Origin of the sequence: Lactobacillus sp., from assembly GCF_051893255.1 — a bacterium.
Taxonomy (GTDB): Bacteria; Bacillota; Bacilli; order Lactobacillales; family Lactobacillaceae; genus Lactobacillus.
In genome coordinates this window covers 34,851-54,476 of record NZ_JBJFHB010000014.1, presented here as the reverse complement: position 1 = coordinate 54,476, position 19,626 = coordinate 34,851, and the positions used below count along the sequence as shown (strand labels likewise).

At 46.7% G+C, this 19,626-nt stretch carries 14 protein-coding genes and 1 tRNA gene; 2 read left to right on the top strand and 13 right to left on the bottom strand.

Going from position 1 to position 19,626, the window contains the following annotated elements; all coding sequences use genetic code 11:
* Nucleotides 1-8 precede the first annotated feature (8 nt).
* The 11 genes from ACI4WN_RS01170 to ACI4WN_RS01120 form a co-directional block, all read right to left on the bottom strand.
* On the bottom strand, nt 9-962 hold the full coding sequence (locus tag ACI4WN_RS01170) for an ABC transporter ATP-binding protein (protein WP_439776612.1): 954 nt from the start codon (nt 960-962) through the stop codon (nt 9-11).
* 14 nt (nt 963-976) lie between these two features.
* Nucleotides 977-2,020: an ABC transporter ATP-binding protein gene (locus ACI4WN_RS01165; protein ID WP_008463477.1), complete on the bottom strand. Its 1,044-nt coding sequence runs from the start codon at nt 2,018-2,020 to the stop codon at nt 977-979.
* Between the two features lie 11 nt (nt 2,021-2,031).
* Nucleotides 2,032-3,063, bottom strand: a complete 1,032-nt coding sequence (locus tag ACI4WN_RS01160; RefSeq protein ID WP_439776611.1) for an ABC transporter permease — start codon at nt 3,061-3,063, stop codon at nt 2,032-2,034.
* A 24-nt stretch (nt 3,064-3,087) separates the two neighbouring features.
* Entirely contained in the window at nt 3,088-4,008 is a 921-nt protein-coding gene (gene opp3b / locus ACI4WN_RS01155; protein ID WP_439776610.1) for an oligopeptide ABC transporter permease, read from the bottom strand.
* A gap of 454 nt (nt 4,009-4,462) precedes the next feature.
* Nucleotides 4,463-6,106 (bottom strand): peptide ABC transporter substrate-binding protein, encoded by a 1,644-nt coding sequence (locus ACI4WN_RS01150; protein WP_439776609.1) that lies wholly within the window; start codon nt 6,104-6,106, stop codon nt 4,463-4,465.
* A gap of 202 nt (nt 6,107-6,308) precedes the next feature.
* The gene (locus ACI4WN_RS01145; protein ID WP_439776608.1) at nt 6,309-7,940 is read right to left on the bottom strand and encodes a peptide ABC transporter substrate-binding protein; all 1,632 of its coding nucleotides are present in this window, start codon (nt 7,938-7,940) and stop codon (nt 6,309-6,311) included.
* Nucleotides 7,941-8,144: 204 nt separating this feature from the next.
* Nucleotides 8,145-9,770 (bottom strand): peptide ABC transporter substrate-binding protein, encoded by a 1,626-nt coding sequence (locus ACI4WN_RS01140; protein WP_439776607.1) that lies wholly within the window; start codon nt 9,768-9,770, stop codon nt 8,145-8,147.
* 313 nt (nt 9,771-10,083) lie between these two features.
* Complete coding sequence (locus ACI4WN_RS01135) at nt 10,084-11,712, bottom strand: peptide ABC transporter substrate-binding protein (protein ID WP_439776606.1); 1,629 nt, start codon at nt 11,710-11,712, stop codon at nt 10,084-10,086.
* Nucleotides 11,713-11,942: 230 nt separating this feature from the next.
* Nucleotides 11,943-12,593: an HD domain-containing protein gene (locus tag ACI4WN_RS01130; RefSeq protein ID WP_439776605.1), complete on the bottom strand. Its 651-nt coding sequence runs from the start codon at nt 12,591-12,593 to the stop codon at nt 11,943-11,945.
* Nucleotides 12,594-12,731: 138 nt separating this feature from the next.
* Nucleotides 12,732-13,859, bottom strand: a complete 1,128-nt coding sequence (locus tag ACI4WN_RS01125) for a diguanylate cyclase domain-containing protein (RefSeq protein ID WP_439776604.1) — start codon at nt 13,857-13,859, stop codon at nt 12,732-12,734.
* Between the two features lie 306 nt (nt 13,860-14,165).
* Nucleotides 14,166-14,238: transfer RNA gene (locus ACI4WN_RS01120), tRNA-Thr, on the bottom strand.
* A 330-nt stretch (nt 14,239-14,568) separates the two neighbouring features.
* Between ACI4WN_RS01120 and ACI4WN_RS01115 the strand changes: the two genes are divergently transcribed.
* Both ACI4WN_RS01115 and ACI4WN_RS01110 read left to right on the top strand, forming a co-directional pair.
* Entirely contained in the window at nt 14,569-15,279 is a 711-nt protein-coding gene (locus tag ACI4WN_RS01115; RefSeq protein WP_439776603.1) for a LytR/AlgR family response regulator transcription factor, read from the top strand.
* A gap of 59 nt (nt 15,280-15,338) precedes the next feature.
* Nucleotides 15,339-16,547: a sensor histidine kinase gene (locus tag ACI4WN_RS01110; protein ID WP_439776602.1), complete on the top strand. Its 1,209-nt coding sequence runs from the start codon at nt 15,339-15,341 to the stop codon at nt 16,545-16,547.
* 448 nt (nt 16,548-16,995) lie between these two features.
* Here ACI4WN_RS01110 and tyrS read toward each other — a convergent pair whose 3' ends face one another.
* Together tyrS and ACI4WN_RS01100 are read right to left on the bottom strand one after the other, a co-directional pair.
* On the bottom strand, nt 16,996-18,261 hold the full coding sequence (gene tyrS / locus ACI4WN_RS01105; protein WP_279188990.1) for a tyrosine--tRNA ligase: 1,266 nt from the start codon (nt 18,259-18,261) through the stop codon (nt 16,996-16,998).
* Nucleotides 18,262-18,526: 265 nt separating this feature from the next.
* Nucleotides 18,527-19,585, bottom strand: coding sequence for an acyltransferase (locus tag ACI4WN_RS01100; protein ID WP_439776601.1), 1,059 nt, complete (start codon nt 19,583-19,585; stop codon nt 18,527-18,529).
* Nucleotides 19,586-19,626 lie beyond the last annotated feature (41 nt).

Genomic DNA, 19,626 nt, shown 5'->3' with positions numbered 1-19,626 from the left:
TTGCTTTTTTACTTTTCGTAGCTTTGAGCGACCTTTTCGTAGTACTCAACTTCGTCATCAGTACACTTAACAAAGTGGCCTGGGCGAATTTCGTGCATGGTCCGTTGGTCGTCCTTGCCGTCGCCTTCAAACTTGCCGTATTCGTAGTCGATCCGGTGACGGTTGCGTTCGATTTCTGGGTCTGGTTGTGGAACGGCAGAAATCAAACTCTTAGTGTAGTCGTGAAGTGGGTGGTCGTAAACTTCGTCGGCGTCCCCGACTTCCAAAAGCTTACCATAGTGCATAACCCCGATCCGGTCAGAGATGAACTTAACCATGGACAAGTCGTGAGCGATGAAGAGGTAAGTCAAGTTTCTTTCCTTCTTCAAGTCGATCATCAAGTTAACAACCTGGGCTTGAATGGAAACGTCCAAAGCGGAAATTGGTTCGTCGGCAACGATGAACTTTGGTTCAACGGCCAAGGCCCGGGCGATCCCGATACGCTGACGCTGACCACCGGAGAATTCGTGTGGGAAACGTGAAGCGTGGTTCCGGTTCAAACCAACGGTTTCCAACAGGTCTTCAACCCGCTGGCGGCGTTCTTCCTTGGTCTTAACCAAGCCGTGAATGTCCAAGCCTTCAGCGATGATGTCTTCAACAGTCATTCTTGGGTTCAAAGAAGCGTAAGGGTCCTGGAAGATCATTTGGGCGTCGCGGCGGAAGGCCAAGTTTTCTTCCCGACCATGAAGCTTAGTAACGTCCTTGCCTTCAAAGATGACTTCGCCCGCAGTTGGCTTGTAAAGCTGCAAGATTGACCGGCCCGTAGTGGTCTTACCTGAACCAGATTCACCAACCAAGCCGAAGACTTCACCTTCATAGATGTCGAAGCTGACGTCGTCAACACCCTTAGTGATGTTGCGGCCGTTCTTGAAGTATTGCTTCAGGTGCTTGACCTCTAAAATCTTTTTTCTTTCTTCTGCCATAATCTGCGTCTCCTTTAATCCTTGTCAGCTGCTTGCAATTCTTTGTAGTGTTCCCAGCGACGAACGATTTCTGCAGGTGGCGTAACCTTTGGTGCGTCTGGGTGCAAAAGCCAAGTAGCAGCTTCGTGAGTTTCTGAGACCTTGAAGAATGGTGGCTTCATTTGGGTGTCGATCTTCATTGCGTACTTGTTTCTTGGTGCGAATGGGTCACCCTTTGGTGGGTCCAGAAGATCTGGTGGGGTACCAGGAATTGATTCAAGCTTTTCACTGGTCAAGGTTGGCATGGAGTTGATCAAGCCCCAAGTGTATGGGTGTTGTGGGTTGTAGAAGATGTCGTCAACCGTACCCTTTTCCAAGAATTCACCAGCGTACATAACGTTAACCCGGTCAGCCATGCCGGCCACAACGCCCAAGTCGTGGGTGATGAAGATGATTGAAGTCTTAACCCGCTTTTGCAGGTCCTTCATCAAGTCCAAGATTTCGGCTTGAACCGTAACGTCCAATGCGGTAGTTGGTTCGTCGGCCAACAAGATTTCTGGTTCACAGATCAAGGCAATGGCGATAACAATACGCTGACGCATCCCACCAGAGAATTGGTGTGGGTATTCGTTGATTCTTTCTTCAGCGTTTGGAATCCCAACGGCCTTCATCATGTCCAAGGCCTTAGCCCAAGCTTCCTTCTTAGAAGCGCCCTTGTGCTTGATCAATGGTTCAGCGATTTGCTGACCAATCTTCATAGTTGGGTCAAGGGAAGTCATTGGGTCCTGGAAGATCATGGCGATTTGGTTACCACGAATTTGTTGCCATTCCTTTTCAGAAATCTTCAGCAAGTCCTTGCCGTGGAAGAGGATTTGGCCACCCATGATTTGGGAGTTCTTGGCCAAAAGACCGATGATGCTTCTAGTAGTAACTGACTTACCTGAACCAGATTCACCAACGATGGCCAGGGTTTCACCCTCATCCAGGTGGAAGGACACGTCACGAATGGCCTTAACTTCACCAGCGTAAGTGTGGAAGTCAATCTTTAAGTTCTTAACGTCTAAAATTCTATTTGCCATTTGTCTCCCCCTTATCTTTGGCCCTTAGGGTCGAAGGCGTCGCGCAGACCGTCGCCAAGCAAGTTAAAGGCAATCATCAAGATACACAGAACCGTTGCTGGATACCACATTTGGTATGGCAGGAATTGGAAGTTCTTTTGACCTTCGTTCAGCAGAACACCCAATGAAGTTTCTGGTGCAGAAATACCGATACCAATAAAGCTCAGGAAGGCTTCGAAGAAGATGGCACTTGGGATCGTGTACATCGTTTGAATGATGATGATACTTGAAAGGTTTGGAATCAAGTGCTTCCAGGCAATCTTGAAGGTTGATTCACCTAATGACCGTGCAGCCAAAACGTATTCTTCGTTCTTCAAAGACAGGGTCTCGGCACGGATCTGCCGGGCCATGGTCGTCCATGAGGAGATGGCCAGGGCCAAGATGATGGAAGTAATACCAGGCTTCAAAACAACCAGCATCAAAACCACGATAACCAGAGTTGGAACTGAGGAGATGATTTCGATGATCCGTTGCATGATGTTGTCGACCATGCCGCCCTTCCAGCCGGAGATGATCCCGTAGGTAACACCGATGGCCAAGTCGAAGAAGGCAGCTACCACGGCAACGATCAAGGAGATCTTAGTACCGTAGATGATTCTTTGAGCCAAAGACCGGCCAAGGTAGTCGGTACCAGCTACAAAGTACTTGCCAGCTGGTACTGAAGCGTAAGCGTCAGTCCAAACGCCGTTTTGCTTGATCTTACCGTTCAAGCCGTTGAGCCAGTCAAAGCCCTTCCACTTGGCAGGCAAGTTAGCATATTGCGGTGCTGACTTAACCAAGCTGGAGTTGTTGATCCAGAAGGTTGAACCAAAGGCAATCACGAACATTACGATAACGATAATTGCTGAAATAACCGCAGCCTTGTTTTGCTTAAATCTGATCCAAACATTTTGCATGAAAGAAAGTGATGGGCCAGAGATGTGTTCGGCGCTTTGAGTATCACCCTTTTGAACGTGTTCAAAAGATTCAGCAGTGATTTTTACATTACTTGCGTCTTGATCCATTGATTTAAAACCTCACTTTCTTAATTAGTCAGTCAATCTGATTCTTGGGTCGATCAAACTGTAGACGATATCAGTAATCAGCAAGATGACAACCAAGCCGAAGCAGTAAACCATACTTACGCCCATGATGGTTGGGTAGTCGTTAGTCAAGATTGACTTGGTAAATTGTTCACCGATCCCAGGAATGTTGAAGATGTTTTCGATAACCATGGAACCAGTCATCAGGGCAACGGCGTATGGCCCGATCAGGGTAACCAATGGAATCATTGAGTTACGCAGGGTGTGCTTTCTGATAACTTCGATCCGGCTCAACCCCTTGGCCTTACCTAATTCAACGTAGTCAGAGCTCAAGGTATCAACCATTTCCGTTCTGACGAACCGGGCGGTTTCGGCCAGTGGCCCTACGCAAAGCGCCAGCGTTGGCAAAACCGTTTGTGAGGCTTCACCCCAGCCGGCAATTGGGAACCAGCCGAGCTTCAAGCCGATGTAATATTGGAGCAGAACCGCTAAAACGAAGTTAGGAACTGACTTACCGATGATGGCCAAAACCGTGGAAGCTGAGTCGATCCAGGTACCTTGGTTCATAGCCGCAAAGGAGCCAAGAATGATACCGAGGATAACCCCAACAACCAAAGCCTGCAAACCTAATTGTGCAGATGCGCCAAGACGAGCACCAATCAATGATGAAACTGGTTGGTTGCTGTATTGGAAGGAAATCCCAAAGTCGCCGTGCGCTGCCCCAGCCAAGTAGGTCAAGTATTGCACCATAACTGGCTTGTCCAAGCCGTATTGCTTGTTCATAATTGCTTTTTGAGTTGCCGTCATCTTTGCTTCGTTGGCATATGGAGAACCAGGCATCATCTTCATCAAGAAGAAAGTGATGGTTGCCACTAGGAACAAAGTGAGGATCATGTAAAAAATACGCTTAAGTAAGTATTTACCCATTATCTCGCTCCTTACACTTTTTACTTTTAATCAAGTTTTTGTTTTTAATGTTTTTCTTATTATACCAGAAAATCAGGAAATTACCATACGATAATATAAAACTGTGCTCCTTTAAGTCAAGTATTTCCGACTGTTTAGGGCTTTTTTCGCTAATTTTCCACCTAACTTTAATTTGTCTTTTTTCTCTTTTTAGCCAATTCAAAGTTTAAATTATTATTTTTTAAATAAGTTTTTAGCTAGAAAAGTAATTTTTCTCAGGCAAAAAGCTTATTTTCGTAATTTTCACTTTTTGAAATCAGCGTTTTTCTTCCTCCTTCCTTATTTTTGTAAGCCTAACTTTTCTATTTTGTTCTTTTCCTTTTCCATTTTTGTTTTCTTCTTTTTGATTAAACAAAAAATAGAAAATTGGATGTTATAGAAACATCTCAATTTTCTATTATATCACGGTAGAATCTTAATTTTTAGTAGCGTAGGTCGTCTTGAAGTCTGGGTATTCACCATTGAAGACCAGGTTCTTGATGGTTGGCCGGATCATCCAGGCTTGTCCCATGTGGTAAAGCGGACTGATTGGCTCTTGGTCGACAATGATCTTTTCCGCCTTTAAGAGGGCCTTCTTCCGCTTAGCCTGATCCATGGTCAAGGAGACCTTTACCGCCTTGTCATAGGCCTTATTTGACCATTTACCGAAGTTGTAGGTCTGACCTGACTGCATGTAGGCCAAGAAGTGGTATGGGTCTGGGAAGTCACTGGTTAAGCCGCCCAATACCACGTCGTAGTTGCCGGCGATCTGTCTTGAAACTCTCGTCGTCTTTGGCAGGTTGTTGACAGAAACGCTGATCTGGCTGCCAAAGGCTTCGGTCAAGGCACTTTGGATGAATTCGGTCTGCTTCTTGTAGCTGTCATCGTCATCCGCCATCAAAGTAAAGGAAATCTTCTTAGCCTTTAATTCCTTCAGAGCCTTCTTATAGTATTTCTTGGCATCAGCCAAATTGTATTCAACGTACTTGTTGACAGAGCTGTTATTCTTTTCAGCTTCTTGAGCGAAGTTTTGCCCATCTAAAACGACGTTAGTAGCTGAGAAGGTCTTAGCCTGGGTGTTGTAGGTCCCGATGGTTGACAAGAGCTGCTTGCGGTTGATAGCCATGGAGATTGCCCGGCGCAGGTTGGCGTTTCTAAAGATCTTCTTTTTCTTGTAGTTGTAGGACAGGTAGGTCGTGTTGCCTAAAGTCAAGACCCGGTAGCCCTTCTTGTCCTTCATGCTCTTAGCCGCTTGCGTGTCCAGCAAGGCTGCATCCAGCTTGCCAGTTTGGTAGAGGTTGTAGTCGGTTGAAGGGGTCTTTTGCACGCTGTAGTTGACTGCAGACAGTTTAACCGCGCTCTTGTCCCAGTAGTACTTGTTCTTGACCAGTTTCCAGGTCAAGCTGGACCCAGTCCAGTCGCTTGACGTAAACGGCCCGTTGTAAACGGCATAAGCTGACTTAGTGCCGTACTTCTTGCCGTATTTTTCAACAACCTTGCTGTCTAGCGGCTTCAAGCTGATGGCCGTCACCACCTTAAAGTATGGAATCTTCTTTTCAAAAGTGACGACCAGCTTGTAGTCGCCATCGGCCTTAACGCCCAAGGTCTTGGCCTTCTTCTTGCCTTCTGAGATGGCAATGGCGTTCTTGATGCCTTCGTAGTTGTTGACTTGGCTAGAAGCCGTCTTTGGGTCCACCTGTCTTCTCCAGGCGTAAACAAAGTCTTGCGCCGTTACCTTGTCCCCGTTAGACCACTTGGCATTCTTTCTCAAATAAAAGGTCCAGGTTAAGCCGTCCTTAGAGGTCGTGCTCTTATAGGCTACGCCAGGAATGGTCTTTGAGTCCTTGCCTAAACGGTACAAGCCTTCATAGGTGTTGGCGATCTGCTCTTCACTGGCCGTGTCGTCAGCCTTGGCTGGGTCCAAGCTTTCCAGTTCAGACGTGGTCATCCAGTTGATGGACTTTTCATATTCGCTAGTCGAATTTTCTACTGCCTTCTTGGTGCTGGACTTAGAGCAAGCCACCGTAAAGACGGCAGCGGCCACAATGGCAGCCGCAGAAAACTTCTTCAGGTTCTTCATTTTTCCCTACTTTCTCGTATTACTCAATACTGTTAGACTTATAAAACAGACGAAATTAATTATTTTCTCATTATAGCCCTCTCAGCCCATTTTTTCAATTAAAAACCCTTCACTCATACTTGCTTTTTTGCATAAAAAAAGCGAAGAATGAATCTTCGCTTTCTTCGTGTATAAAGGATGTCTGTTAAAAATCTTCAGTAAATTACTTGATGTAAGCTTCCTTGAAGTTATAAGGAGCACCGGCACCGTTGAAGACAACGCCCTTAACCTTAGTCTTAACCAGAGTTGCTTCGTTAGTGTAGTACAGTGGAGTAACGCCTTGGTCTTCAACTAAAGCTTGGTCAGCCTTAACCATGGCCTTCCAGCGAGCAGCGGTTGAGCCAGTAGTCTTAGACAGAGAAACGTTCTTGTTGTAAGCAGTTGATTCCCACTTACCGTAGTTGTAGGCGTTGCCCTTTGAGAGCAGGTCAAGGAAGGAGATTGGGTCTGAGAAGTCAGCAGTCCAGCCAGTTGCAACCACGTCAAACTTCAAAGCGGAAACGCGGGACAGACGGGTCTTGAATGGAACGTTAGTAACTTCAACCTTCATGCCCAGAGTTGATTCCAAAGCACTTTGGATGAATTCAGTTACCTTCTTAGCGTCGTCAGTGTCGTCACCCAAAAGTTGGATAGTGACTGACTTCTTGCCAAGTTCCTTCAAAGCCTTCTTGTAGTATTCCTTAGCCTTAGCCTTGTCGTAGCCTTGAACGGCTTGAGTAGCAGCAGTCTTAACTTCGCTTGAGAAGTCCTTGCCAGTGCTTGAGTCAGTGATGCCGGCTGCCGTGAAGGAAACGGCTGCTTGGTTAGCGGCACCAACCGTAGTTGCCAATTGCTTCTTGTTGATGGCAAGAGAGATTGCCTTACGCAAGTTAGCGTTTGCCAAGTTCTTGTCCTTAGCGATGTTGTATTGCAGGTACTTGGTTGAAGCAAACTTTCTGACAGTCCAACCAGTAGTACCCTTCAATTGCTTGCTTTGTTGAGCATCCAGGTTGGTTTCGTCAAGCTTGCCGCTTTGGTAGAGGTTGTAGCTAGTGGATTGGGTCTTTTGAACGCTCATTGAGACTTGGTCCAGCTTAACGTTCTTCTTGTCCCAGTAAGTGTTGCTCTTAACCAGCTTCCAAGTCAAGTTGGAGCCAGTCCAGCCAGTCATCTTGAATGGGCCGTTAGACAGAACGTACTTAGCTGCCGTACCGTACTTAGAGCCGCACTTTTCCACAAACTTTTGGTTTTGTGGGAAGAAGATGTAGAAGCCCATGAGCAGCTTGAAGTATGGGATTCTTCTTTCCAAGGTAACCGTCAGCTTGTACTTGCCGTCAGCCTTGATGCCCAAGGTATTAACGGCCTTCTTGCCGGCAACGATTTGGTCAGCGTTCTTCACGCCGCTGAAGAGGTAAGCATATTCTGAAGCAGTCTTAGGGTTAACGGTTCTTCTCCAGGAGTAAACGAAGTCGTTAGCAGTTACTTCGTCGCCGTTTGACCACTTAGCACCCTTACGCAGGTTGAAAGTCCAGGTCTTGCCGTCCTTGCTTTCCTTCCAAGAAGTTGCCATACCAGGCGTTGCCTTGGCATTGTTGCTCAACCTGATCAAACCTTCCATGACGTTGTTGAATTGGTCAGCGTCGTAACGGTCAGTGGCCTTGGATGGGTCCATGGTGGTCAATTCAGCAGCTTCGGTCCAGGCAAGCTTTTGTGGCTTAGAGCTGGATGAGCTGGATGATGATGAGCCACAGGCTGCCAAAAGAGCAGCTGCAGCCAGGGTTACAGAACCGGTTGCAAAGAGTTTACCTTTTCTCATAATTACACCTCTACTATTAGTTCTTCTTAAAAACGTTAGACAAAAATTAAAAGTTATAAGATATATCTAATTATAGCAACTTTTTCTTAAGAATCAAACTTTTAATTAAACTTTTTTCTAAAAAATCTCAGAAAATCTCTCATAAAGAAAAAAGAACGCCAAAAGGCGTTCTTTTAATTCATGTTCGACTAGTCTGTCAAGAAACTACTTGATGTAGGCAGTCTTGAAGTTCCAAGTACCACGGTTTTGGATGACGTTCTTAACGCTTGGACGGATCATCCAGACGTTAGTGTCGTAGTAAAGTGGTGATACGCCGACATTGTTCAGCAGGATTTCTTCAGCCTTGGTCAAGTCGTCCCAGCGCTTTGAGCTTGAAGCAGTCGTCTTAGAGTCGGCAACTAACTTGTCGTATTCGCTGTTCTTCCACTTACCGTTGTTTTCAGCGTTAGTTGAAGTGAACAGGTCAAGGAAGGAAATTGGGTCGGCAAAGTCAGCTGACCAACCAGAAACAACGATGTCGAAGTTACCGGCAGTTGAACGTGACAAACGAGTCTTGAATGGCAGGTTTTGTACGGATACGCTCACCTTCTTGCCAAAGGTTGATTCAAAGTTTGATTGCAATGATTCAGTAGTCTTGTTGCCGGCGTCGGTGTCGTCTGACAAGATCTTGAAGCTAATCTTGCTCTTGCCCAGTTCCTTCAAGCCCTTGTTGAAGTACTTAACGGCTTCGCTCTTGTTAGGAGTTGCTGGGTACAAAGTTTCAGCTGACTTAGAGATGCGCTTAGTGTAGTCTTCACCATTAACGTCAGTCAATTGCGTTGGAGTCAAGGTGTTGGCTGGAAGGCTGTTGCCGCCCAAAGTGGTGGTCAAGCCCTTACGGTTGACAGCCAGTGACAAGGCCTTGCGGATGTTGGCGTTAGCCAGATCCTTGTTCTTAGCAACGTTGAATTGCAGGTAGAAGGTTGCACCTTGGTTCAAGCTAGTATAGCCCTTTTGGTTCTTCAATTGCTTGGTTTGGGATGAGTCCAAAGAAGTTGCGTCCAACTTGTTTGATTGGTACAAGTTGTAAGCAGTTGATGGAGTCTTTTGTACGCTCCACTTGATGGTGTCAAGCTTTACGTTCTTCTTGTCCCAGTAGTATGGGTTCTTGACCATCTTCCAAGACAAGTTGGAGCCAGTCCAGCCAGTTTGCTTAAATGGACCGTTGTAGAGCATGTACTTAGAAGCAGTACCGTACTTTGAGCCGTACTTGTTAACAGCCTTTTCTGATTGTGGGAAGAAGACTGCAAAGCCCATCAGCTTGTCAAAGTAGGCAATCCGGCGTTCCAAGGTCACAACCAGCTTGTACTTGCCAACAGCCTTGATGCCCAGGCTACTTACAGGCTTTTTGCCAGCAACGATTTGGTCAGCGTTCTTGATCCCGCTGAACAGGTAGGAATATTGAGAAGCAGTCTTTGGGTTAACGGTTCTTTGCCATGAGTAAACAAAGTCCTTAGCAGTCAATTCGCTGCCGTCGCTCCACTTAGACTTGCGCAAGGTAAAGGTATAAGTCTTCCCATCCTTAGATACCTTTTCACTAGTTGCCAGACCCTTTTCCAGCTTTGAGCCCTTGCCTAAACGGTACAGACCTTCCATGGTGTTGGACAGTTGGTTGAATGAGGTTACGTCAGTCGCCTTTGACATGTCCATAGTTGGAATTTCGGCTGAGTCCATCCAAGTTAAGGTTTTCTTAGCACTTGATGATGATGAGTTGCTGCCACCACATGCGGCAAGCAAGGCTGCTGATGCCAAAACAGTAGCACCAACGCTTAAAGTTTTAGATAACTTCATCTTTTTTCTCCTTTGATACATCCTAGTTTCGCAATAAGGCGTGCTAGCGGGCCTAGACAACTCGGAAGTCGCGTTGATCCTTAATGTCTTTTTCATTATAGTTCTCATTTAGACCGATTTCAAGAAAGTAAGAGAAAAAGATGAAACGTTTTTAAATAAAACTCATTCTAAATGAGAATATAGCGGGCTTTTTTAGAAAAATCAGAGTAAAAATAAATAGTTAGACAAAAGTTATTGACTAACCAATGAAGCTGCAGTTAAAAATGGCAAGAAAAAAAGAAGCACCGAAGTGCTTCTTTTTCTGATGTTCAAACTACTTGATGTAGGCGTCCTTGAAGTTCCAAGTACCACGGTTTTGGTATACGTCCTTCACAGTTGGGCGGATCAAGGCTGCGTTAGTGTTGTAGTAAAGTGGTGCTACACCAACGTTGTTCAAGAGGATTTCTTCGGCCTTAGTCAGGTCGTCCCAACGCTTGGAAGTTGAAGCAGTCGTCTTAGAGTCAGCGATCAGCTTGTCGTATTGGCTGTTCTTCCACTTACCGTTGTTTTCAGCGTTAGTTGAAGTGAACAGGTCAAGGAAGGAGATTGGGTCGGCAAAGTCGGCTGACCAGCCAGAAACAACGATGTCGAAGTTACCAGCAGTTGAGCGTGACAAACGAGTCTTGAATGGCAGGTTTTGTACGGATACGCTCACCTTGCCGCCGAAAGTTGATTCAAAGTTTGATTGCAAGAATTCAGTAGTCTTCTTACCAGAGTCAGTGTCGTCTGACAAGATCTTGAAGCTGATCTTGCTTACGCCGAGTTCCTTAAGACCCTTGTTCAGGTACTTCACAGCTTCACTCTTTTGAGTTGAAGTTGGGTAGTAAACTTCAGCTGACTTGGAGATGCGCTTAGTGTAGTCTTCACCGTTAACGTCAGTCAATTGAGTTGGAGTCAAGGTGTTGGCTGGAAGGCTGTTGCCGCCAAGACTTGAAGTCAAGCCCTTACGGTTAATTGCGAGTGACAAAGCCTTACGTACGTTAGTGTTAGCCAAGTACTTGTTCTTAGCTTGGTTGAATTGCAGGTAGAAGGTTGCACCTTGGTTCAAGGTTACGTAACCCTTTTGGTTCTTCAATTGCTTGGTTTGGGAAGCGTCAAGACCAGTGTAGTCCAGCTTGTTTGATTGGTACAAGTTGTAGCTGGTTGAAGGAGTCTTTTGAACGCTCCAAGTGATGGTGTCAAGCTTTACGTTCTTCTTGTCCCAGTAGTTGGCGTTCTTAACCATCTTCCAGGAAAGGTTTGAGCCAGTCCAGCCAGTTTGCTTGTATGGACCGTTGTAGAGCATGTACTTAGAAGCAGTACCGTACTTTGAGCCGTACTTGTTAACAGCCTTTTCTGATTGTGGGAAGAAGACTGCAAAGCCCATCAGCTTGTCAAAGTAAGCAATCCGGCGTTCCAAAGTCACAACCAGCTTGTACTTGCCAACAGCCTTGATGCCCAAGCTGCTTACTGGCTTCTTGCCAGCTACGATAGCATCAGCGTTCTTGATCCCGCTGAAAAGGTAGGAGTATTGAGAAGCAGTCTTAGGGTTAACAGTTCTTTGCCATGAGTAAACAAAGTCCTTAGCAGTCAGTTCGCTGCCGTCGCTCCACTTGGACTTGCGCAAAGTGTAAGTGTAAGTCTTACCGTCCTTTGAAACCCTTTCGCTAGTAGCCAGACCCTTTTCCAGCTTTGAGCCCTTGCCTAAACGGTAAAGACCTTCCATGGTGTTGGAAAGTTGGTTGAATGAGGTCGCGTCGGTTGCCTTGGACAAGTCCATTGATGGAATTTCAGAAGCAACCATCCAGTTCAAGGTCTTCTTTGATGATGAGGACTTGGATGATGAGGAACCACCACAAGCGGCCAAGAGAGCAGCTGATGCTAAGACAGTAGCACCAACGCTAAAGGCTTTAGTAAACTTCATAATTGATTTTCTCCTTTTTCACTTTTTTTCATGACAAAGGGGGCCGGCGCTTAAAAAGCGCGCTAGTCCCCTTTAATGCTAATTTAATTATAATTAGCATTTTTACCAATTTCAAGCTAATTTGATAAAAAAATGAACCATTGTTTAATATTTAATGATTTGTTCGCTAGAAAAAGCAAAAAATGCCTAGAACTTGTTGAGAATAATCGCTATTTGCCTAGGCCAAAAAGTTAGTCCAAGTTCCATTCTTGCAAAAATTCGTCGACAAATTCATGCATGTAGTCAGTCCGCCGGCGGGCTTCGGCTTGCACCGCCTTAGTGTTCATTAAGCCGGCCAGCTTGAACAATTTCTCATAAAAGTGATTGATGGTCGTCTCTTCATGGTTCCGGTATTGGTCATGGTCCACTAGCTTAGCTGGCTTAATTTCTGGATCATAAATTTTATCATCGTGCTTGCCGCTATAGACAAAGGCCCGGGCAATGCCGATGGCGCCCAGAGACTCCAGCCGGTCGGCGTCTTGCACGTACTCCCCTTCTAAAGACAACTGGTAGCGGTGCTCAATATTTTTAGAAAAAGACATGTGCTCAATAGTGAAAAAGACGTTATCTTGGTCTTCTTGGCTTAGGCCAGCTTGAATAAACAAGTCCTTCAATTCAGCTAAGACCCGGTCTGGATCATCGCAGACCTTCTCATCAATCGTGTCATGCACCATCGCGGCCGTAAAGGCAATGTCCCGGCTGGCTTGACTGGCGTCTGGATGGTCCTCAACCAGCATCCCTTCTGCCAATTTCGCCGTCCGCACGCCGTGGTAGTAGTCGTGCCCCGTTCTTTCATCTGCCAGGTTCTGCTTAACGTAATTGATGATTAGCTCTCTCTTCACTTTGGCCCTCCAGAAAAAATAGATTTTAATCGTGATTACAAAATTTGACTATTTTTCCATTATAGCTTTCTAGGGCAAAAAGACAAGAAAAAAGAGAACTGACGTTTAGTGCAGTTCTCTTATAGTTTTACAATCTTGCTAATTGCGGTAGATGGCTGACAAGGCAACATAGAAAATTTTGCCATAGCCCTTTTTATTTACCAGCTGGCTTTGGCAGAAAAACTTTTTCTTCTGCCGGTCCTTGGTCTGCAAGTTGCAGAAAAAAGGCTGAACCTGGCCAGTGCCTAGATCGGTCTGGATCTTTTGCTCAACCAGGGGCTGATCAGTCGGGGCAACCAGGTTCATCAGCTTGCCGCCAGTCGCCTTCATCAGTTCACCGAAACTGGTAAAGCCAAGGAGACTTAACAGGTTTTCGTTAGAAAAAATAATCTCGCGCTCGCCTTGGGCTGAGCAAACCAAGAAAGCGATCGGCAGGTTGGCCAGCATGTCCTTAGACGTGAGCTGGAGCTTGCGCTCAGCGGCTTGGTCCATCCAAGGCTGGTAGGCTAGGCAGTCATTTTTATCATGCTGCTTGACCACGTAAAGGGCCCGGTCGGCCTTGATCAGGGCGTCGCTTTCCGAGACGGCTTGCTGGGGGTAAAGCACGTAGCCAATCGAAATGGTGAAAGGATACTGCTCATCTTTCGCGGTATAAACCTGCTCAAGCTGGTTCAATTCCTCAATCCGGTCGAGGCAGCCTTTAGGCAAAAAGGCGCAGAACTCATCCCCGCCATTGCGGCAAATAATGGCTTCTTGGCCCAAAACGCTCTCCAAGTTCAAGGCCAGCGTTACCAAAACCTGGTCACCGATGCTGTGGCCATGGTGGTCGTTGATGCCCTTAAAATTGTCGATGTCCAGCATGATAAAGACCCCTTGGTCATCGGGATTCCTTTTTAAATAAGTATTAACCCGGTCATCAAAGGCGTTACGGTTGAGCAAGGCTGTCAGGTTGTCTCTTGAAGACAAGTATTCGAGCTCTTTCTGCCTTTTTAAAAAGTAAGCGATCAGGGTAAGAATATAAGTTAATAAAAATGCTATACAGATGTGCGACCAGAAATAGCGAACATCAGCGATCCTGAACCCTGTCTCAGCAAAAATAAAAGCGGGAGACAAGGTCTCCAGCGCCGCTAAAATCACGATAAAGCTGGCAAAGAAGGTTAAAAAGGTATTACAGGCTTCAATAAATTTCCGCTTCTTAACCTGCCAGTCGATAGATTTCCCCTGCATTCTTTTCCCTCGAAAAATAAGATATTACTTATATTGTAGCAATTATCTGCAGGTAAGCGCAACCAGTAGCACTAAGTTGTGTCACACAAAAAAACAGGCCTCAAGGCCCGTCCTTATGCTACTTTTTGAATATCAAGTTTTCCTAAAATCACGATTTCTGTCACACAGAATTTTTGTGTGACAAACTGTTTGACGCTCGACTATTTTTTGATTTTTTCTCGTTACTGATTTATTAACGAAAACTGCGGCAAATTGCGGTTTGTTGCGATTTATTTCTATTTGTTTAAACTTGTTTCGACTAAATTAAGCTGCTAGCCAGATTTGAACTGGCGACCTCCTCCTTACCACGGCGGTGCTCTACCTCCTGAGCTACAGCAGCGAACCTATTATAGCAAAAAGGCGGAGCTTTTTTAACCGATTTGACCATTCAAGCGGAAAAATGAACCACTCAGCGGAGGTTGACCCATTTTCGGCAAAAGGCCAGCTACAATACTGATGAAACTTGTTTTAGGAGGTAGTATTATGATCTATTTTTCATCTGCCTAGCCGTTTCTTCTTCCCTGCTAATTTTTGTCATGGGCACCAGCTTTAACGCCATTGCTGGCTGCCAGCTTGTCTTCGCCCTGCTGTATACTAGTATTTACGGAGTAATGCTAGTTAGACAAAGTCAGCAGAGCGTAGAAATAATCGTCTGCAGAAGGGGGTAGCCATGGAAGAACTCAGGCTGAAAATTGCCATTTGCGATGACCAAAAAAAGGACCGGCAGGACCTTTATCAGATCCTCTTGCCACAGGTCCCGGCCAAGATTGACCAATATGCTAGCGGGGATGCCTTATTAGCCAGCGGGAATAAGTACGACCTGATTTTTTTAGACATTGAAATGCCCGGTACTAACGGGATGGAGACTGCCCAAAAATTGCGCCAAGCCAAGCGGCAGGACCTGCTGGTCTTTTTGACGGCTTACGACCGCTTCATGCCGGACGCCTTTACTGTCAAGGCTTTCCGCTACCTGCTCAAGCCCTTGAAAAAAGAGGCAATTTTAGCTGTGGTCAAAGAAGCGCTGGCAGAAATTCGGGCCTACCAGCACATCGCCGTCCCTACACCCGACCACGGCCTAACCAGCATCCCCTTGGCTGCCATTTCCTTAATCGAAAGCCTGGGCGACCAAAGCTGCCTGTATGCTGGCGGCGAAAAGGTCATCTCGAGCAAAAATCTAAAATACTGGGAAGAGCAATTAGGACCTGAAGGCTTTTTCCGTCTTAGCCGGCAATACCTGCTGGCCCTCAGCCACATTTCTTCTTTAACTAATAAAGCGGTCCTGCTGGACCAGGGCCAGGAAGTAGCCATCCCCCGCCGCAAGCGGAAAGATTTGGAAGCGAGCTGGCTGGACTACCTGCGCTACCATGCCCGGCCCTTGTAAACAGAAAAATAAAAGATATCGAAAACAAAAAGTTGTGTATTTAACAAGTGAGAACGACCATGAACATTTATGCTTTTATCACTGAGCACAGCACAGCCATTTTAAACCTGCTCTTGCTGCTGCTCGCCTTTACAAACCTCTACCTAGCTGCCATCTACCTTTTTGCCCAAAAAATCAAGGCGCGCTGGCTAGTTGGGCTCTACCTCTTGGGGCTAGTCGTTACCGCGGCTTTTGCACCCATCTTTTCCCTGAAATTTGAAGGGATCCTTTTCATTCTTTTGGCCTGCCTCCGCCTATTTTTAGACAAAATGAGCCGGCAGGACTGGCTAAACCTGGTCAGCTACAGCATCTTAGTCAGCCTGACCCTGGCCTTGCGCCAGCTGCTCGGCTCAAGTCTGATCTATGAAGGCCTGGTTTGCCTGAGCCTGGTCTACCTGCTTTTTGCCAGCCAAGCTACCTGGTCTGCTGGCAAAAAGGCTAACGGACTAACCCTCTTTTTGGAAGTCGCCCTGTTAGCCGCAACGATTGCCCTGGCCTGGCTCAAGACCCGGTACCAGTCGCTCAGCCTTTTGACCAGCGCCCTGGCCGGCATGACCGTGCTGCTGACAACTTTTTTACTGAACAAGCAGGTCGGCCTCTGGCAGGCCCAAAGCCAGATGGACGAGCAAAAGCAGCTGTTTAAGCTGGAAGAAAATTACTACGAGTCCCTGCTAGCCCGGGAAAAAGAAACCAAAAAGTTCCGCCACGACGCTCGCCAGCACCTGGTCACCATGCAGGCCTTGGCCCAAAGCGGCAACTACGGTGAACTGACCGCCTATATCGAGGACTTAGCCAGCGATGCTAGCTTTAACCAAAAGTTGATCGACACCGGCAACTTGACCGTCAATGCCATCTTGGCTGACCTGGCCAGTCGCTACCCAGGCGTCAGCTTTGCCTGGACCGGGATCATCCCCCGTCTGACCATCAAGCCGGTTGATTTGACCATTATTTTTGCCAACTTGCTCAAAAACGCGGCTCAAGCGGCTAGCAGCGCCGGCGACCACCAGGTGACGGCAACGGTCCGCTTTGCTGGCCGGACCCTGGTTTTCAACGTAGTCAACCAGACCAAGGACGAAGTCGATACGTCGGCTACGGACTTTGAAGGGATCGGCCTGACCAATGTCCGCCGCAGCCTGGACGCTTACCAGGGCCGGTTAACCCTGGAATGTACAGACGGCACTTTTTCCGCCGAAGTGATCGTGCCCCAGGCCATGGCGGAGGCCGATTGACTGTAGGGCTGAGGTCCTGCACAAAAACTTACTCAACTGTGGGAGATGTTGCTCAAAAACTTACTCAAGTAGACAAAAAGCTGCTCATGATCTTACTCAAGTAAACAAAATGCTGCTCATGATCTTACTCAACCGGCCTGCAGCATACGTTAGTTGAGTAAGTTTCGGGCCAGGTCATCTGTTACTTGAGTAAGTTTGTGTGCACCTTTTTTTTTAAAAAAACCTAGTTGAGTAAACTTTGGGCCACCGTCTCTGTTACTTGAGTATGATTCTGTGCAGCTTTTTTTAAAAATCAACCCAGTTGAGTAAACTTTGGGCCGGACCATCGGTTACTTGAGTATGATTCTGTGTAGCTTTTTTCAAAAAGCAATTTAGCTGAGCCAATTTTGGTCAATATCCACTCAAAAAAGGACCCGTTCAACTAGAACGAGTCCTTTTCCCATTGCAATTAGTCCTTTACGTGAACCAAAGTGTACTTCTTCTTACCCTTGCGGATGATGACGAACTTGCCATCAAAGGCAGCAGCTGGGTCAACGACGAAGTCCACATCTTGTACCCGGTCGCCGTTAACGTAGATGGCACCATTGTTGATGTCTTCACGGGCTTGGCGCTTGGAGCTTTCGATCTTAGTATCGATCAAAAAGTCTACCAGGTTCTTCTTCTCGCTAGTGGCATCAGCACTTGGCGCCTTGGCCAAGGCAGTTTCCACTTGCTTAGTCGTCAATTCCTTAACGTTGCCAGAGAACAGAGCGTTAGTAACGGTTTGCGCTTCCGCCAGGCCTGCTTCGCCGTGCACGAACTTGGTTACTTCTTCAGCCAGCTTCTTTTGAGCTTCCCGCTTCCAAGGTTCAGTCTTAACCTTTTCTTCCAAGGCGTTGATTTCTTCGTGACTGAGGAAAGTAAAGTACTTTAGGTACTTAACCACGTCGCGGTCATCTTGGTTGATCCAGAATTGGTAGAATTCGTAAGGGCTGGTCTTTTCTGGGTCCAGCCAAACGGCACCGCCAGCTGACTTGCCGAACTTAGTCCCATCAGCCTTCAGCATCAGCGGAATGGTCAAGCCAAAGGCTGGCCGGTCTGCCCCTTCCAAGCGGTGGATCAAGTCGATACCGGCCGTGATGTTGCCCCACTGGTCGGCCCCACCGATCTGCATTTGCACACCGTAGTCCCGATTCAGGATGTAGAAGTCGATGGCCTGCAGGATTTGGTAGGAGAATTCAGTGAAGGAAATCCCGTTTTCCAAGCGGCTAGCTACCACTTCCTTGTTCAGCATGTTGTTGACTTGGAAGAGCTTGCCGTAGTCGCGGAGGAATTCCAGCAGGGTCATCTTGCCCAACCATTCGCGGTTGTTGACGATGCGGAAGTTTTCCGTGCCAAAAAGCTTCACCATTTGGCTAGTCAAGGCTTCTTCGTTCTTGTGGATGGTTTCTTCTGATTGCAAAACCCGTTCCGTAGACCGGCCCGATGGGTCACCGATTGACCCGGTACCCCCACCAATGATGATCACTGGCTTGTAGCCGGCCAATTGGAATCTCTTCAGGATCATGAAGGGAATCAAGTGCCCAATGTGCAGCGAATCCCCAGTTGGGTCGGTCCCGCAGTAAAGAGCCAGGTCGTCATGCTTGGCCAAGTAGTCTCTTAAGCCTTCTTCGTCAGTTTCCTGGTTGATGGCGCCGCGCCATTTCAAATCTTCCAAAATGTCAAAATTAGCCATTTTTACCTCCAATAAAAAACGCCCCCTGGATCATCGATCCAAGGGACGACTAAGTTCTGCTTTAGCCGTGGTACCACCCACGTTTGCACAATTGTGCCTTACCAAGGGAGATTAACGAGGCCCTTGCCCCGCGCCGTATTTCGGCCATTTGACCTGCCTAGCTTGCACCACCCGCTAGTTCTCTGAACGCTGAGTCAAACTCCTACTGTTTTCTGGCGTTTTATAAACATAAAAATACCATGATTCCGCGCCAAGGTCAAGCCTGCTACAGCAAATATCGCCTCAAAAAACTGCTCTTTCTTAACAGATAGACCAAAGCAAGGGTTAGGAAAAATACTGTCAAAACGGCTGCCGGCAACAGCCAGGACCACTTTAACGTCACCGTCCATAGGCTGGTCTTGCTCAGGTAAAAGAGCACCAATGGGTGTAGTAAGTAGATCCCCAAAACCGACTGAGACACTTCTTTTAAAGGTCCCTCCCACCGCGGAAGCGGCTTGAGCTGAGACAAAGTCAAAAAGACCGCAGTCGCTGCTAATAAAGTGAAAAAGGACGTATAGCTGTAAAAGTCTAGTTTTAGCTTACCGGTCAAGACCGTTAAATAGCCGCTCAAGACCGCCGTGACAGTAGCTCCTATAACGCCTAGCACCTGAACCAGATAAAGGTGCTTTTTGGTCAGATGAGCCCGGCTGAAATAGTATCCTGCCACATAATAGCCGCTATAACCCATCACCAGCTTGACGTTCATCTTCCCCAAAAAACGCATCAAAGACTGCGATAGGTCTTTCAAGTGCTTGATTGGAAACGGATAATTGTTCAGCAAATCCAGCAAGGTTGGCAAGACAGAGGCAAAGATCAGGGCCAGCAGCAAATAGTATTCAAGCAGCTGACGATTGCGCACGATTTTTCGCAAAAAAGGCGTTACCAGATATAAGCCTGCGATCATAGGCAGATACCACAAGTGATCATAGCTAGCGACTAAATACTTGACCACGGTCAATAAATCATAGCCCTTGCTATAATAAGCCCAGCTGCAGTAAAAGACCTGCCAAAAGCCATAAACGACCGCAATCTTAGCCAGGTACTTTTTAAACAGCTTTTTCAGCGTTAAGTCAAAAGCAGGATCTAAAAACAATGCCCCAGAAATCATGATAAAAAGCGGTACGCTGATCCTGCTCACTCCGTCAAACAAGTTTAGTAGCTGCCAATTCAGTCCTTGATAGTCTTGCTGGTAGAAATTTAAGGAAGTCGACACGTGAATAGTAATTACGCCTAAAATTGCAATTATGCGCAAATAATCTAAATACCAGATTCGCTGTTTTTGCATAAGCACCCCCCTAATTACAAAAACAGGGTACAAGCTCAAAC